The following is a 15,534-nucleotide window of genomic DNA, read 5'->3' as shown; positions in this document are numbered from 1 at the left end:
CACCGCTTCAGTGCAGCTAGTGATCTGCACTAAATGATTCAAATCAATACTGGCGAAATAGCTTAAAAGTTGTTAATTGATATGGTTGATTTTTATCATAAGGGGTTATTTTGAAATTATTCTTTTTGCGCAAATCCTGAATAAGCGCACATAGCCATTTTTTAGCAAAATGGCTAAATAAAACCAATTATTTTGATTTACATCAATATAAAACCGATTTCACAAGGAAGCATACTTTGCCGTTAATAACAGGCACGGTAGTAGATATGATCGTAATTATATGATTTTACAATCTTTCGATCTGTTCCTGATATCCGCAACAGAATTTTATTCTGTTCACAATCCTCAACGCAGCCATTTAGTTCAGCTCATGCCAGTTTTTCGAATCTTTTACTTGTTGCTATTATCATTACTAGTATTAGACACTCATCTGATTGTTATTATTTTATATTAATCAGCATCAGAACCAGTTAAAGGAATCTCCATGTTCGGACCTGCTTCACGCAAAGTAAAAATGGCCATGAACTTCATCAAAATATATTCATCAACGCGAAAATGCTCGTAAATTACCGGAGAGCGTCAAGCATGCAGTGGAATATTGAAAATAGCCTTGTATGTCCTGTAACAGGAACAGGTTTTTCAGTTGCGGCAAGTGCCAAAAATCTGAAATTAATTATTTGGTATAGTGGAGATTATTTTTTGAGCATTGGTTCGGTTATTAACATCACACAAAATGAAGTTTTCATTAATGGTGTGCCCGGCGATTTACAGGTTATTCATGCATTCCCCTATACGGAAAATTTGTGGTCAACATTTTCAAAGAATATTGAATGCCCCGGTAATCAGAACCCTATGCTGCTCATCTGCAATCGAAGAAGCCTCTGCAAGTTCGCCTTGTGCCCCTACGGCGCCAGGCAAAAGAGGCCGCAATAAGGCTTCCCCCTCATTCGCGCTAGCGTACCGGTACTTATTTTCTATGTGGGCACGTGCTGTCCTGACAGCCCGTGCCCACATTGTGCCGCATCCTGTTCCCTTAATGCGCAATGCTTCTGCTCGTATCTGAATCATTGTCTGGCTCCGCAAAAAATAGTCCTGAACCGCAGCTCCGGGAATCATAGCGAATTTCATGGCTAATATATAGCTCATATTAATGTCCGGATGGTTTACAATGGCGGTAGCGAATGAATAGGCACCTGACTTCAGATACTGAATGCGCCACCTAAGCCGCGATTCAGGTACAGAGATTCAAGCGATTAAAAGATGAGTGCAAGCATACACAATATGAATAAAATTGTTTTCGTTGAGGATGATGCCGAGGTCGGCGCACTGATTGCGGCCTACCTTGGCAAACACGATATGGACGTGGTGGTAGAACCGCGCGGCGATCGGGCGGAAGAGGTTATCGCGCGCGAAAAGCCGGACCTGGTGCTGCTGGATATCATGCTGCCGGGTAAAGACGGTATGACGCTGTGCCGCGATTTACGCGGCCAGTGGCAGGGGCCAATCGTATTGCTCACTTCACTGGACAGCGATATGAACCATATTCTCTCACTCGAAATGGGCGCCAGCGATTATATCCTGAAAACCACGCCGCCCGCGGTGCTGTTAGCTCGCCTGCGCCTGCATTTGCGCCAGCATATCGCCGTGCCGGACGGCAGCGTCCCCTCCTCGCTCACCCCGCATAAAGCGATCGCTTTTGGCTCCCTGAGTATCGACCCGGTGAATAGACAGGTGATGCTCGGCGGCGAAAGCGTCGCCTTATCCACTGCGGATTTCGATCTCCTGTGGGAGTTAGCGACCCATGCTGGACAAATTATGGATCGGGACGCGTTATTAAAAAATCTGCGCGGCGTCAGCTACGATGGTATGGACCGCAGCGTCGATGTCGCCATCTCGCGGCTGCGTAAAAAGCTTCTCGATAATGCGACTGAGCCATATCGTATCAAAACGGTACGCAATAAAGGTTACCTGTTCGCCCCGCACGCCTGGGACAACTAATTCAGGCATGTGGCGATGGAATAGCTGTTTGTGCGGAGTTAGCCGTCAGAGCCAATTCAACCTCCTGTTAATTATTTTTAAAACAGGGGGTGAAATTGCTTTTCCCACGCAAAACCCGCGCTTCACCGCGCGGCGCGCCTCACGACTTGCCGGGCGGGTGATACTCTTTGCAGACAATCAACGGAAAACATTCTACTGTGGAGTGATAGCGCTGGCGCCTGGCCAGTATCGACACCCGTCGTGAGTATAGAGATTCACACCTTCAGTGGGCTGGGATGACCGGAATATCTACTGCACGGGAGCACCTATATGTTGAACGATCTCAGCAGCGATGAAAGCAAAAGACGCGCGGCGATTGACCTGTTAAAAAACGCGGACGAAGGGCGAGACGAAGCGTTAAAAAAATACACTCATCTGGTCTGCCAGTTGCTAAAAATGCCAATGAGTTTTGTGTCAATCCTTGACGATGAAAAGCAGTACATCAAATCTGCTCAGAATATCGCCCCCACGGACACCAGCCTGGGCGGAGCATTTTGCGAACAGACCCTGAAACAGGGTGAGACTTTCCTTTGTCCTGATACGCATCAGCACCCGATCTTTCATCGCGATCGGGCGGTCAGAGAAGCGCCATTCATTCGCTTTTATGCAGGATGCCCGCTGAAAACCCGCGACGGAGTGACCGTGGGTACCTTGAGTATCTTAGATACGCAACCCAGGACACTTTCAGATGAGCAGATCGCTATTTTTAAGACTCTGGCCGAGCTGATATCGGATTTCTTAGCCTCCTGGCACTCAGTGGGGTATATCGACGTCGTCACGCTTTTACCCAATCGGCAGCGCCTGCTCAAGGACATTGAGGTGTCGGCGGAGGGTACTTTCAGGCTGGTCATTATTGACTGCATTGATATGCCATTTGCCTACGAGATGGCCCGCTCATTGGGGATGCTGGCGGTAGAGAATTTGCTTCGTGACATGACCGTCGCGCTGCAGGCGCGCCTGCCCATGGCGAGCAAACTTTACGCCGTAGCGGTGGGACGCTTTGCCTTTTTCACCCCGGAACCCATGGCGCTGTCATTGGAGGGTATCGCACTACGGCTTCAGGGAACCCAGGCCAGGATCGGCCCGGACGTTCCCCTGGATTTGAATATTCACATGGGTGACTCCGGTATTTGCGATAGCTCCCTGACGCCAAATGAAATTCTGCGGCGCGCGGTGAGCGCACTGCATGAAGCGATAAGCCAGGGGCACCGTTTTACGATCTATAATGACGCACTGGACATCCGCAAGAAGCGAGATTTCAGCCTGCTGACCGAACTCAGGCAAACGCTGCAGGGAAACCAGGGGTTATATCTGGTCTTTCAGCCAAAAATTTCGCTGACGACGGGTGACGTGACGGGCGCTGAAGCCTTGATAAGATGGAAGCATCCTATCAATGGTGAAGTGCTGCCGGGTGAATTTATTCCGCTGGTCGAAAAGACTAGCCTGATGCGCGAACTCTCGGCCTGGGTTATCGATCATACTATCGCGCAGCTGAGTGACTGGCGGGATCGGGGGCTTTCTCTTCCCGTCTCAATTAATCTCGCCGCCAGCGATTTTTCTCGACCCGATTTCGCTGAGGAGCTTGAGCAGAAACTGCGGGCGGCGTGTCTTGACCCAGCCCTGCTGGGGGTGGAGTGTCTGGAGACTGAGAAGATGCTTGAAAGTCCGGCCGCGCTGAACGGACTGGACATGCTCAAAAAACGCGGGTTTAAAATTTCTCTGGATGACTTTGGATCGGGATACAGCAACATTAATTACCTGCGGCAAATCCCGCTGGACATCATCAAACTCGACCGGTCTATTGTGAGGCATATAGTCCATGAGAAAGCCAGCCGCATTATTGTGCACAACGTTATCAGGCTCCTCAAGCAGCTCGATTACGTCGTCCTTGCCGAAGGCGTCGAGGATCTCGAAACGGTTGAGATTTTACGCAGCCTGGGCTGCGATGAGGTTCAGGGATATTTTTATGCCCGGCCGATGGTCTCCGTTGATTTTGCCGCATGGTATCGCGCCAGAAAGGCAGACCTGGTAAAGCAATCCTGAGACGAACGACTCTTTTCAATGTTCTTTCAGTATATGAACCAATCCAGCGATAAAGACGCGCAACGGGCGCTGCACTGAGGAACACGATATGACTACCTTTTACCAATTGACTGCCACCAGCCTGTACGGCCAGCCCATCTCAATGGCTGACTATGCTGGCAAGCTCGTTCTGGTAGTCAATACCGCCAGCCACTGTGGCTTCACGCCACAATATGCAGGGCTGGAAGCGCTCTACGCGAAATACGCTGCCCATGGGCTGATAGTGCTTGGTTTCCCCTGCAACCAGTTTGGTAAGCAGGAGCCCGGCGGCGTCGATGACATCGAGCAGACCTGTAGGGTCAATTACGGTGTGAGCTTCCCGATGTTCGAGAAAGTAGAGGTCAACGGCGCCGGCGCGCACCCGCTGTTTCGTTACCTGAAAGATGAGTTACCCGGCGTGCTGGGCGGGCGGATCAAATGGAACTTCACGAAGTTCTTGATCGGTCGCGACGGCACCCCTCTCACGCGTTTCGCGCCGTTCACCACCCCGGAGAAAATGGAGGCCGCCATCCTTGCCGCACTAAAGATTTAAATCTTTTGCCTCCCTGACCACTGCCTGTGCGCGAGTGAACGTTCGCTCCGCGCCGGAAGTGCGCCTGAAAAAATGACAATGGGTTATGAATAAGTCCCGCGCACGCGATACAAATCACTCATTTTTCAGCCCACCACACGCCAGATATTTCTCTTTTCTGCGAGTTAAGCCATCTATTAAAACAATACCTGCCCGGCAAGATGACCTATTCCCATCGACGAAAACATCGCCAGGGTGCTCCAGAAAGTAATTCTGCCGATCGCCCTGACAGGAGAGGCTCTGCTGACAATTGAAGATATATAGCCAAGAGCAGCCAGTGAAAAAAGGGAGGAGAGAATAACAAAGAGAAAAACCAGCGTTGCTGGAGAAAGCCATGCAACGACTAAAGGCAACGTTGCGCCAGCGGAAAAACTCAGCGCCGAGAAAACGGCAGCCTGCAGGGGGCGCGCAGAATTGGTATCCGTCAGTCCCAGCTCCTCGCGGGCATGCGTGTCCAGAGCATCTTTCACCATGAGTTGTTCGGCAACCTTTTGGGCAAGCTCTGGCTCGAGTCCGCGTTGCACATAAAGTAAAGTCAGCTCGCGTACTTCTCCCTGATAATCTGTTTCCAGTTCCCTCTTTTCCTGAGCGAGAACCGCGTTTTCCGTGTCGGCCTGAGATGAGACGGAAACATATTCCCCCGCGGCCATCGACATCGCCCCCGCGACCAGCCCGGCAATGCCCGCCAGTAAAACCCCGGAAGAGCCCGTATTAGCAGACGCAACGCCAAGAACAAGGCTCGCTGTCGAAACAATACCATCGTTAGCCCCGAGTACAGCAGCCCTTAACCATCCGACGCGTTCAATGCTGTGTCGTTCAAGATGCATGCTTTTATTCTCCTTTAAGTACGCCTGTTCAGCCTGGCGGAATGAGGGTGGAATAAAACGGATTAAAACAGAGAACGCTTCGCACATCGGCGCCGACCGAGGTACATTACATTCTTCTCTGATTTGGCTTCAACCCACACCATCATACTTATGCGTGCCGGATGTTGTCAGCCGCAGCGAACCCTGCTTTCATAGCAAATCAAATGGGCATAAAACGCAACAAGGGTTTTTCACGTAGATTGCGCCTGGATAAATGCCCCCGCAGTGCCCCTGCAGGTAAAAGCAGGAATTTAACCTTTTGATTTTGAGTGATATTTAATGAAAAAGCTGTTTGTGCAGTTTTACCTCCTGCTGTTCGTCTGCTTCCTGGTCATGACCATGATGGTGGGCCTGGTGTACAAATTCACCGCCGAACGCGCAGGGCGTCAGTCGCTGGACGACCTGATGAAAAGTTCGCTGTATCTGATGCGCAGCGAGCTGCGGGAGATCCCGCCGCGCGACTGGAGCAAAACGCTCAAAGAGCTGGACCTCAATCTCTCTTTCGATCTGCATATCGAGCCCATCAGCAAATTCAAGCTCTCGGAAAACTCGATGCAGCATCTGCGCGCCGGGGATATCGTCGCCCTCGACGATCAGTACACTTTTATCCAGCGGATCCCGCGCAGCCACTACGTGCTCTCCGTCGGTCCGGTGCCGTATCTCTATTTTTTGCATGAGATGCGCCTGCTCGATCTGGCCCTGATGGCTTTTATCGCCATCTCGCTGGCCTTTCCGGTCTTTATCTGGATGCGTCCTCACTGGCAGGAGATGCTGCGTATTGAGACCGCCGCCCAGCGCTTCGGCGACGGACATCTTACTGAACGCATTCATTTCGACAGCATGTCCAGCTTCGCGCGGCTGGGGGTGGCGTTTAATCAGATGGCCGATAACATCAACGCGCTTATCGCCAGCAAAAAACAGCTGATCGATGGCATCGCCCATGAACTGCGGACCCCGCTGGTGCGCCTGCGCTATCGCCTGGAAATGAGTGAGAACCTCACCGAAGCCGAATCGCAGGCGTTGAACCGCGATATCGGGCAGTTGGAGGCGCTGATTGAAGAACTTCTGACCTACGCCCGGCTTGACCGCCCGCAGAACGAACTGAAGCTAACGACCCCCAATTTCCCGGCGTGGATCCGCGATCACGTTGAAGATATTCAGACGGTTAATCCCCAGCGCGAGATTGCGCTAACCGACGTCGTGGCCGGGAGTTACGGCGCGCTGGATATGCGCTTAATGGAACGGGTGCTGGATAATCTGGTGAATAATGCCCTGCGCTACAGTAACCAGCGTATTCAGATCAGCCTGACGCTGCAGGCTTCGCGCGCGACGCTGCGGGTCGAAGATGATGGCCCCGGAATTGCGCCTGATGAACGTGAGCGAGTGTTCGAGCCTTTCGTACGCCTCGACCCGAGCCGCGATCGCGCGACCGGCGGCTGTGGCCTCGGTTTAGCTATCGTCCACAGCATCGCCCAGGCAATGGCCGGAGAAGTGCATTGCGAAGCGAGTTCGCTGGGCGGGGCCTGTTTTTGCTTTAGCTGGCCGGTCTATCATCAGTTGCCGGATTTTACCTCCGCCTGATACGCCTTTGCGCAAAAGCTGAGGCCTGCTATAGTTAAAAAATCGCTAAGTATGTTGTAACTAAGATGGGGAAATATGGCCAGCTATGACCTTGTTGAACGTCTGAACGACACCTTTCGCCAGCTCGAGCATGAACTGCAGGCGCTAAAACACGCCCTGAGCCAGTGCCGCCTGCTGGCCGCCCGCGTCTTTGAGCTGCCGCCGGTGAGTAAAGACGCAGAACACCAGCCGCTGGAGAGCATCAACGTGGTTCAGCACACCGGCAAAACCGCGCTGGAGATGGCGCTCAGGCACTATAGTCATCTGTTTATCCAGCAGCAGTCGGAAACCCGCAGCAGCAAAGCCGCCGTGCGTTTACCCGGCGCGATTTGTCTGCAAACTGACGCCCGGGAACAGGCTGAACTCTTAGACAAAATCACCCATATCAACGCCCTCAAAGCGCGCTTCGAGAAGATTATCACCGTGGATTCCGGCCTGCCTGCCGCCGCGCGGTTTGAGTGGGTCCACCGCCACCTGCCGGGACTGATTACGCTGAGCGCCTATCGCACGCTAACTCCCCTCCTCGATCCGAGCACCATCCGCTTCGGCTGGGCCAATAAGCACGTGATTAAAAATCTCACCCGCGATCGGGTACTCATGCAGCTGGAAAAAAGCCTTCAGTCGCCCCGGGCGGTTCCGCCGTGGACCCGCGAGCAGTGGCAAAGCAAGCTGGAGCGAGAGTATCAGGATATTGCCGCCCTGCCGCAGCGGGCAAAGCTGAAAATCAAGCGGCCGGTGAAGGTGCAGCCCATCGCCAGGGTCTGGTACAGCGGGGAACAAAAACAGGTGCAATACGCCTGTCCGGGACCGATGATTGCACTGATATCCGGCACCAAGGGCGTCAGCGTGCCGGACCTCGGTGAACTCCTGAACTATGACGCCGATAACGTGCAGTATCGCTACAAACCGCAGGCGCAGTCACTCAGGCTACTGATTCCGCGGCTGCACCTGTGGCTGGCTAGCGAGTAGACATACTGCCCACCATCTCTTCCGGGCGTACCCAGCGGTCAAACTCGGCTTCCGTCAGGTAGCCGAGCGCCAGCGCCGACGCTTTCAGGGTTAACCCCTCTTTATGGGCCTTTTTGGCAATTTCCGCCGCTTTGTCATAGCCGATATGGGTATTCAGCGCGGTTACCAGCATCAGCGACTCATTCAGCAACTGGCTGATGCGTTCACGGTTCGGCTCAATGCCTTCCGCGCAGTGCTCGTTAAAGCTCGCCATCCCGTCAGCCAGCAGCCGCACCGATTGCAGGAAGTTGTGGATCACCATCGGGCGATAGACGTTGAGCTCAAAGTTGCCCGATGCGCCGCCGATATTCACCGCGACATCGTTGCCCATCACCTGACAGCACAGCATGGTCAGGGCTTCGCACTGGGTCGGGTTCACCTTGCCCGGCATAATCGACGAACCCGGTTCATTTTCCGGGATCGCAATTTCGCCAATCCCACAGCGCGGGCCGGAGGCCAGCCAGCGCACATCGTTGGCAATTTTCATCAGCGAAGCGGCCAGCCCTTTCAGCGCCCCGTGCGCGTGCACCAGCGCATCAACGGTCGCCAGCGCTTCAAACTTGTTCGGCGCGGTGACAAACGGCTGGCCGCTTAAGGCCGCCAGCTCGGCGGCGACGCGTACCGCATATTCCGGATGGGTATTGAGCCCGGTTCCCACCGCCGTCCCGCCCAGCGCCAGCTCGGCCAGATGCGGCAGGCTATGGTCGAGATGTTTTAAATTGTGCTCCAGCATGGCTACCCAGCCGGAGATCTCCTGACCGAGGGTCAGCGGCGTCGCATCCTGCAGATGGGTGCGGCCTATTTTGACAATATCGCTGAAGGCAACGGCTTTATTGTTCAGGGTCTGCTTCAGCACGTTGAGCTGCGGGATCAACTTCTCCCGCAGGGCAATCATCGCCGCCACGTGCATCGCCGTCGGGAACACGTCGTTAGAGCTCTGGCTCTTGTTGACATCATCGTTGGGGTGAATCTTACGCTCCATCCCGCGCGGCCCGCCCAGCAGTTCACTCGCGCGATTGGCCAGTACCTCATTCATATTCATGTTGCTTTGCGTGCCGGAGCCGGTTTGCCAGATAGCCAGCGGAAACTCGTCCGGATGTTTGCCTGCCAGCACTTCGTCCGCGGCCTGAATAATCGCTTGCGCTTTCTCCGCGGCCAGAAGGCCGAGATCGTTATTCACCTTCGCCGCTGCGCGCTTGGTCAGCGCCAGCGCATAAATAAGCTCGGCCGGCATTTTTTCCGTCGAAATACGAAAATGTTCCAGCGAGCGCTGGGTTTGCGCGCCCCATAGCTTGTCGGCAGGCACATCGATGGCGCCCATTGAGTCTTTTTCACTGCGATGCGTTGTCATGACTTTCTCCTTGGATTCAACGTGCGTAATAGCGACAAAGCTCACCTGCTCAAAGGGTAAAGTATGGGTCAGATTTATAAGTTGTTTTGGTGGTTCGTGCCGCTAAGCGGCATAAAAAAACCGCCCCGAAGGGCGGCTGAAATCATTTTACGCAGCGGGCGCACTGCGAGCTCTGGATTTGCTGGAAGAAGTCGTTGCCTTTGTCATCCACGAGGATAAACGCCGGGAAGTCTTCGACTTCAATTTTCCAGATGGCTTCCATCCCCAGTTCAGGATAGGCCACGCACTCGAGGCTGCGGATACTCTGCTGCGCCAGTACCGCCGCCGGGCCGCCGATGCTGCCGAGGTAGAAACCGCCGTGTTTATGACAGGCGTCGGTCACCTGCTGGCTGCGGTTGCCTTTGGCTAACATGATTTTACTCGCCCCGTGCGCCTGCAGCAGGTCGACGTAGGAGTCCATGCGGCCAGCGGTCGTCGGGCCAAGGGAGCCGGACGCGTAGCCGTCGGGCGTTTTTGCCGGGCCCGCGTAGTAGATCGGGTGGTCTTTGACGTACTGCGGCAACGCCTCACCGCTGTCGATAAGCTCTTTCAGCTTCGCGTGGGCGATATCGCGGGCGACGATAATCGTCCCGCTCAGCGACAGGCGGGTCGACACCGGGTACTGCGACAGCAGCGCCAGAATATCGCTCATCGGCTGGTTGAGGTTGACCTTGACCGCCTCGCCCTCGCCGGCCTGACGAAGATGCTCGGGAATATATTTGCCCGGATTGCTCTCCAGTTTCTCAATCCAGATCCCCTGGCGGTTGATCTTGGCTTTGATATTGCGATCCGCCGAGCAGGAGACGCCCATGCCCACCGGGCAGGAGGCGCCGTGGCGCGGCAGGCGCACGACGCGAATATCGTGGGCGAAGTATTTGCCGCCGAACTGCGCGCCGAGACCGAGGTTTTGCGCCTCCACCAGCAGTTCCTGTTCCAGCTGAATATCGCGGAAGGCCTGACCATGTTCGTTGCCTTCGGTCGGCAGGCCGTCGTAGTACTTGGTTGAGGCCAGCTTAACGGTTTTCAGGGTGGACTCCGCCGAGGTGCCGCCAATGACGAAAGCAATATGGTACGGCGGGCAGGCGGCGGTTCCCAGAGTGCGCATCTTTTCGACAAGATAGTTTTTCAGCTTCGCCGGGGTAATTAACGCTTTGGTTTCCTGGTACAGGTAGGTTTTATTCGCCGAGCCGCCGCCTTTGGCGATGCAGAGGAATTTGTACTCCTCGCCGTCGGTGGCGTAAAGATCGATCTGCGCAGGCAGGTTAGTGCCGGTGTTGACCTCTTTATACATATCCAGCGGCGCGTTCTGCGAATAGCGCAGGTTATCCTGGATATAGGTGTTATAAACGCCCTGCGCCAGCGCGGCTTCATCGCCGCCGCCGGTCCACACGCGCTGGCCTTTTTTGCCGGTAATAATCGCGGTACCGGTATCCTGGCAGGTCGGCAGCACGCCTTTGGCCGCGATTTCAGAGTTGCGCAGAAACTGCAGCGCCACGTACTTATCGTTTTCGCTGGCTTCCGGGTCGTTGAGAATATCGGCCACCTGCTGCTGGTGCGCCGGGCGAAGCATAAAGGAGGCGTCGTGGAAAGCGTGTTGTGCCAGTAAAGTTAGCGCCTGAGGTTCAACTTTCAGAACTTCCTGGCCGGCGAATTCGGCGACGGAGACGTAATCACTGCTGAGGAGGTAGTACTCGGTATCGTCCTTTTTCAGTGGAAAAGGATCCTGATATACAAAAGGTTTATTCGACATTGTGCTCTCACTTACTGCTTAGCTGATTATATTTCAGGCAGACACTCCATTTGCCCGTGGAAAAGCGAGTCGATCGATTTTACACAATTTTTTAACAAAAACTGAGACAAGGACGACTTTTTCTTCGCGCCGGTTGCTTATCGGTCGATTGCTGGTTTAATAGTGCCATGACTATTAAGTGGAAACAGGGATTGAGAATGCAAAAGCTCATTAACTCAGTGCAAAACTACGCCTGGGGAAGCCATACCGCCTTAACCGAACTTTATGGGATTGCTAACCCGGACAACCTGCCGATGGCGGAGCTGTGGATGGGCGCCCATCCCAAGAGCAGCTCGCAGATTGTGGATAATAGCGGGACACCGCGCTCTCTGCGCGATGCGATCGAAAGCGATAAAGCAACCCTGCTTGGCGCGAAAGTCGCCGAGCGTTTTGGCGAACTGCCGTTCCTGTTCAAAGTTCTGTGCGCCGCGCAGCCGCTCTCTATCCAGGTGCACCCCAACAAGCAGGCCTCGGAAATCGGTTTTGCCAAAGAGAACGCTGCCGGGATCCCGCTTGATGCCGCCGAACGTAACTATAAAGATCCGAACCACAAGCCGGAGCTGGTTTTCGCCTTAACGCCGTTCCTCGCCATGAACGCCTTCCGCGAGTTTGCCGAAATCGTCACCCTGCTGCAGCCGGTTGCCGATGCGCATCCGGCGATTGCCCAGTTCCTTGCGCAGCCTGACGCCGGGCATCTGAGCCAGCTGTTCGCCAGCCTGCTGAACATGAAAGGCGATGAAAAAGCGCACGCCTTACGGGCGCTGCAGGCGGCGCTGGACAGCGAACAGGGTGAGCCCTGGCAGACTATCCGCATGATCGCCGAGTTCTACCCGGACGATAGCGGCCTCTTCTCTCCTCTGCTGCTCAACGTGGTCAAACTGAATCCCGGCGAGGCGATGTTCCTGTTTGCGGAAACCCCGCACGCCTACCTGCAGGGCGTGGCGCTGGAAGTGATGGCCAACTCTGATAACGTGCTTCGCGCGGGCCTGACGCCGAAATATATCGATATTCCGGAACTGGTGGCGAACGTCAAATTTGAGCCAAAACCCGCGGGCCAACTGCTGACCCAGCCGGTAATTCACGGCGCGGAGCTGGACTTCCCCATCCCGGTTGACGATTTTGCCTTCTCGCTGCACGACCTGTCAGCGCAGGCATCAACCATCGCCCAGCAGAGCGCGGCGATCCTGTTCTGCGTCGAGGGTGAGGCGACGATTGCCAAAGGCGAACAGCGCCTGACGCTGAAGCCGGGTGAATCCGCGTTTATCGGCTGTAATGAATCACCGGTGCAGGTCAGCGGCCGCGGCCGCGTGGCGCGCGTGTTTAATAAGCTCCAGTAAGTTACTGAACTTTTTAGCCACAGTTGCTAGACTTTCACCCATCATGACAACACAACCAGGCGGCCCGATCCGCCTGGTTTCATTTATGGACAAATGCTATGAAAAAATCGCTGGTCGCAGCAGGAGTTATCATTGCGCTGGGCGTCGTCTGGACGGGCGGCGCGTGGTATACGGGGAAGCAGCTGGAAAGCCGCATTGCCGACATGGTGCAGCAGGCTAATGCTCAGCTGCAAAGCAGCGCGCCGCAGGCTGGCGTGGAGCTGACGTATCAGGGCTATCAGCGCGGACTGTTCCGCAGCCATTTACAGCTGGTGCTGAAGCCTGCTGCCGGCAAAGCGCCCCGCTGGCTTGCCGCCGGACAGTCGCTGGTGTTTGATGAAGTCGTCGATCACGGCCCTTTCCCGCTGGCATCGCTCAAATCCTTTAACCTCGCCCCGGCGATGGCGTCCGTCAAAACCACCCTGACCAATAACGACGCCAGCAAGGCGCTGTTCGACATCGCTAAAGGCGAAACGCCGTTCACCATTGATACCCGTATCGCTTATAGCGGCGACAACACATCCGCTATTGTGCTCAACCCGCTTGATTACGCGAAAGGCGATGAAAAGGTGACCTTCAGCGGCGGGCAGTTCCAGCTGGACGCTGACCGCGAAGGGAAAACCCTCAGCCTGAGCGGCGAAGCCGGTAGCGGGCAGATTAACGCGGTTAACGAGTACAACCAGAAAGTTCAGCTCACCTTTAATAACCTGAAAACCGACGGCTCTACCGAAATGGCCAGCTTCAACGAGCGTATCGGTAAACAGGCTATCTCGCTGGACAAGCTGGCGATTGGCGTTGAAGGCAAAGAGCTGGCGCTGTTCGAAGGGATGAAAATTGACGGCAATTCGTCGCTGACTGCCGACGGTAAAGGTATTAACAGCCAGCTGGACTACACGGTCAACAGCCTCAAGCTGCAAAATCAGGATATCGGTAGCGGCCGGCTGACGCTGAAGCTGGACAATATTGATGGCGAAGCCTTCCATCAGTTCAGCCAAAAATACAACGCTGAAGCGCAGGCGCTGATGGCGGATCCGCAGCTGGCGCAGAATCCTGAGCTCTATCAGCAGGCGTTAACGCAAACCTTCTTTAGCGCGCTGCCGATGATGCTGAAAGGCAGCCCGTCTCTGACCATTTCGCCGCTGAGCTGGCGCAATGCGAAGGGGGAAACCACCCTGAATCTTTCGATTCTGCTGAAAGACCCGTCGCTGACCACCACGCCGCCGCAGACGCTGGCGGATGAAGTGGATCGTAGCGTTAAATCGCTCGACGGCAAGCTGGTGATCCCGGTGGATATGGCGACGGCGTTTATGACCCAGATTGCCGGGCTGGAAGGCTATCAGCCCGCCGACGCCGCTAAGCTTGCGGATCAGCAGGTGAAAGGCCTGGCGGCGATGGGGCAGATGTTCCGCATCACCACCATGGAAGATAACGCCATTACCTCAAGTCTGCAGTACGCTGACGGCCAGGTTACGCTGAACGGACAGAAAATGCCGCTGGATGAGTTTGCCGGAATGTTCGGTTTAGCGCTTCCCGCCGTCTCTGAACCCGCAGCGCCGCAGGAAACTCAGCCGCAAGATGACGCGCCGCAAGACGTGGTGCCACCCGCCGCGCCGCAGCAATAAACGGCAAATAGCCCCTGCCCAGGGGCTATTTTCGGGTAATCAGCCGGGGAGAAATAATCTGGTTTCTCGCCGCGCCCTGTCCCTCTTCCATACGCCGTAAAATACACTCCGCGAGGCTTTGTCCCAGCTCCCGGGCGGGCGTCGTCACCCAGGTCAGCGGCAGATCGTCCAGCGCCTCCTCGGGTAACTCCGCAAAGGCCGCCAGCGCGACCCGCTGTTCAAAATAGCTTTCGACGCCAGCTTCGCCGCTCTGGCGCCCGGCGCGCATCAGCCCAAACCACGCCCCGGTGGCAATCACGCTGTTGTAGCACAGCACCGCGCTAATCGTTGGGTTTTGCCGCAGCAGCGCCGCCATCGCCTCTGCCGCCTGCTTCTGGCTCGACTCGCACTCCAGCACCCACTCGCTATGAAACGGCAGGCCATACTTCAGCAGGGTGGCGCAGTAGCCGCCTACCCGTTCGGCGCGCGTCAGGGACGAGCTCTGCCCCCCCAGCCAGGCAATGCGCTGATGGCCGCGGCGGATCAGGTGCTCGGTGACAATCTGCGCCGCCTGCATATTATCCGGGCGGATCAGGTCGACATCGTCGAGATAGCTGGCGCGGGAAGCAAACACCAGCGGCATTCCAGCTTGCGCCGCGCGATCGCGCAGCTCCGCTCCCTGGTCGATCGCCCCGGCAATCACCACGCCGTCGACCCCTTGCGCCACCAGGGTATCAAAACGCTGGAGCATTTTTTCACCGCTGTGCCCCCCCTGGGTGAGAAACACCATTCTGCCCTGCGACTCAAGCGCGTCGGTCAATCCGGCGGTCATCTCCGCGTAGAAAGGCTTCGATAAGTCGCTGACGATCAGGCCAATAACGCCGCTCTGGCCGCCGCGCAGCGACGCCGCCTGGCGGTTGCGCACGAAGCCCAGCTGTTCAATGGCATGATTGACGCGCTCGCCGGTCGCCGACGAAATACGCCCCTTGCCGCTCAGCACCAGCGATACCGTACTGACCGACACGCCCGCCGCCTGGGCGACATCATTAATGGTGATTTTTTTCGCGATAGCCATAACTGCAGGCCGACTCCCTTTGGCTGTCGATAAAACGTTTTATCAAGATACTCTCTTTATAAACGTTATTATCGCCGGAATATGTGATTTTTATCGCACTAAAATTTGGTAAAACGTTT

The 15,534-nt window shown here is 55.3% G+C and carries 12 protein-coding genes; 8 read left to right on the top strand and 4 right to left on the bottom strand.

What is annotated here, in order from left to right; translation table 11 throughout:
* Positions 1 to 585: 585 nt before the first annotated feature.
* From iraM to F8562_RS11715, 4 genes are all read left to right on the top strand, one after another.
* Positions 586 to 933 (top strand): anti-adapter protein IraM, encoded by a 348-nt coding sequence (gene iraM / locus F8562_RS11735; protein ID WP_014229571.1) that lies wholly within the window; start codon positions 586 to 588, stop codon positions 931 to 933.
* Positions 934 to 1,281: 348 nt separating this feature from the next.
* Positions 1,282 to 1,998 carry a two-component system response regulator RstA gene (rstA, locus tag F8562_RS11725; protein WP_004851385.1) on the top strand — a complete coding sequence of 239 codons (717 nt, stop codon included), beginning with the start codon at positions 1,282 to 1,284 and terminating at the stop codon, positions 1,996 to 1,998.
* Between the two features lie 309 nt (positions 1,999 to 2,307).
* Positions 2,308 to 4,080, top strand: coding sequence for an EAL domain-containing protein (locus F8562_RS11720; RefSeq protein WP_014838650.1), 1,773 nt, complete (start codon positions 2,308 to 2,310; stop codon positions 4,078 to 4,080).
* Between the two features lie 88 nt (positions 4,081 to 4,168).
* The gene (locus tag F8562_RS11715) at positions 4,169 to 4,651 is read left to right on the top strand and encodes a glutathione peroxidase (protein ID WP_014838651.1); all 483 of its coding nucleotides are present in this window, start codon (positions 4,169 to 4,171) and stop codon (positions 4,649 to 4,651) included.
* 176 nt (positions 4,652 to 4,827) lie between these two features.
* Here the strand turns inward: F8562_RS11715 and F8562_RS11710 are convergent, their stop codons facing one another.
* A complete protein-coding gene (locus tag F8562_RS11710) occupies positions 4,828 to 5,517 on the bottom strand; it encodes a VIT family protein (protein ID WP_014229575.1) in 690 nt (229 codons plus the stop codon).
* A gap of 318 nt (positions 5,518 to 5,835) precedes the next feature.
* On the opposite strand from F8562_RS11710, the gene rstB reads away from it, so the two are divergent.
* Positions 5,836 to 7,137, top strand: coding sequence for a two-component system sensor histidine kinase RstB (rstB, locus tag F8562_RS11700; RefSeq protein WP_014229576.1), 1,302 nt, complete (start codon positions 5,836 to 5,838; stop codon positions 7,135 to 7,137).
* Positions 7,138 to 7,212: 75 nt separating this feature from the next.
* Positions 7,213 to 8,145: a DNA replication terminus site-binding protein gene (gene tus, locus F8562_RS11695; RefSeq protein ID WP_014229577.1), complete on the top strand. Its 933-nt coding sequence runs from the start codon at positions 7,213 to 7,215 to the stop codon at positions 8,143 to 8,145.
* Here tus and fumC read toward each other — a convergent pair.
* A complete protein-coding gene (gene fumC / locus F8562_RS11690) occupies positions 8,135 to 9,535 on the bottom strand; it encodes a class II fumarate hydratase (protein WP_004851399.1) in 1,401 nt (466 codons plus the stop codon). The two genes, tus and fumC, sit on opposite strands and share 11 nt — an antisense overlap.
* 142 nt (positions 9,536 to 9,677) lie before the next feature.
* A complete protein-coding gene (gene fumA, locus F8562_RS11685) occupies positions 9,678 to 11,324 on the bottom strand; it encodes a class I fumarate hydratase FumA (RefSeq protein WP_014838652.1) in 1,647 nt (548 codons plus the stop codon).
* 197 nt (positions 11,325 to 11,521) lie between these two features.
* On the opposite strand from fumA, the gene manA reads away from it, so the two are divergent.
* Both manA and F8562_RS11675 read left to right on the top strand, forming a co-directional pair.
* A complete protein-coding gene (gene manA / locus F8562_RS11680) occupies positions 11,522 to 12,700 on the top strand; it encodes a mannose-6-phosphate isomerase (RefSeq protein WP_014838653.1) in 1,179 nt (392 codons plus the stop codon).
* Positions 12,701 to 12,798: 98 nt separating this feature from the next.
* A complete protein-coding gene (locus tag F8562_RS11675; protein WP_014838654.1) occupies positions 12,799 to 14,361 on the top strand; it encodes a YdgA family protein in 1,563 nt (520 codons plus the stop codon).
* 25 nt (positions 14,362 to 14,386) lie between these two features.
* Here the strand turns inward: F8562_RS11675 and F8562_RS11670 are convergent, their stop codons facing one another.
* Positions 14,387 to 15,415 carry a Mal regulon transcriptional regulator MalI gene (locus F8562_RS11670; RefSeq protein ID WP_004851407.1) on the bottom strand — a complete coding sequence of 343 codons (1,029 nt, stop codon included), beginning with the start codon at positions 15,413 to 15,415 and terminating at the stop codon, positions 14,387 to 14,389.
* Positions 15,416 to 15,534: the final 119 nt, after the last annotated feature.

The sequence above is a fragment of the Klebsiella sp. RCJ4 genome, from assembly GCF_009025755.1.
Lineage (GTDB): Bacteria > Pseudomonadota > Gammaproteobacteria > Enterobacterales > Enterobacteriaceae > Klebsiella > Klebsiella michiganensis.
The sequence above is the reverse complement of the archived record's forward strand: the minus strand, read 5'-3'. Positions and strand labels throughout refer to the sequence as shown.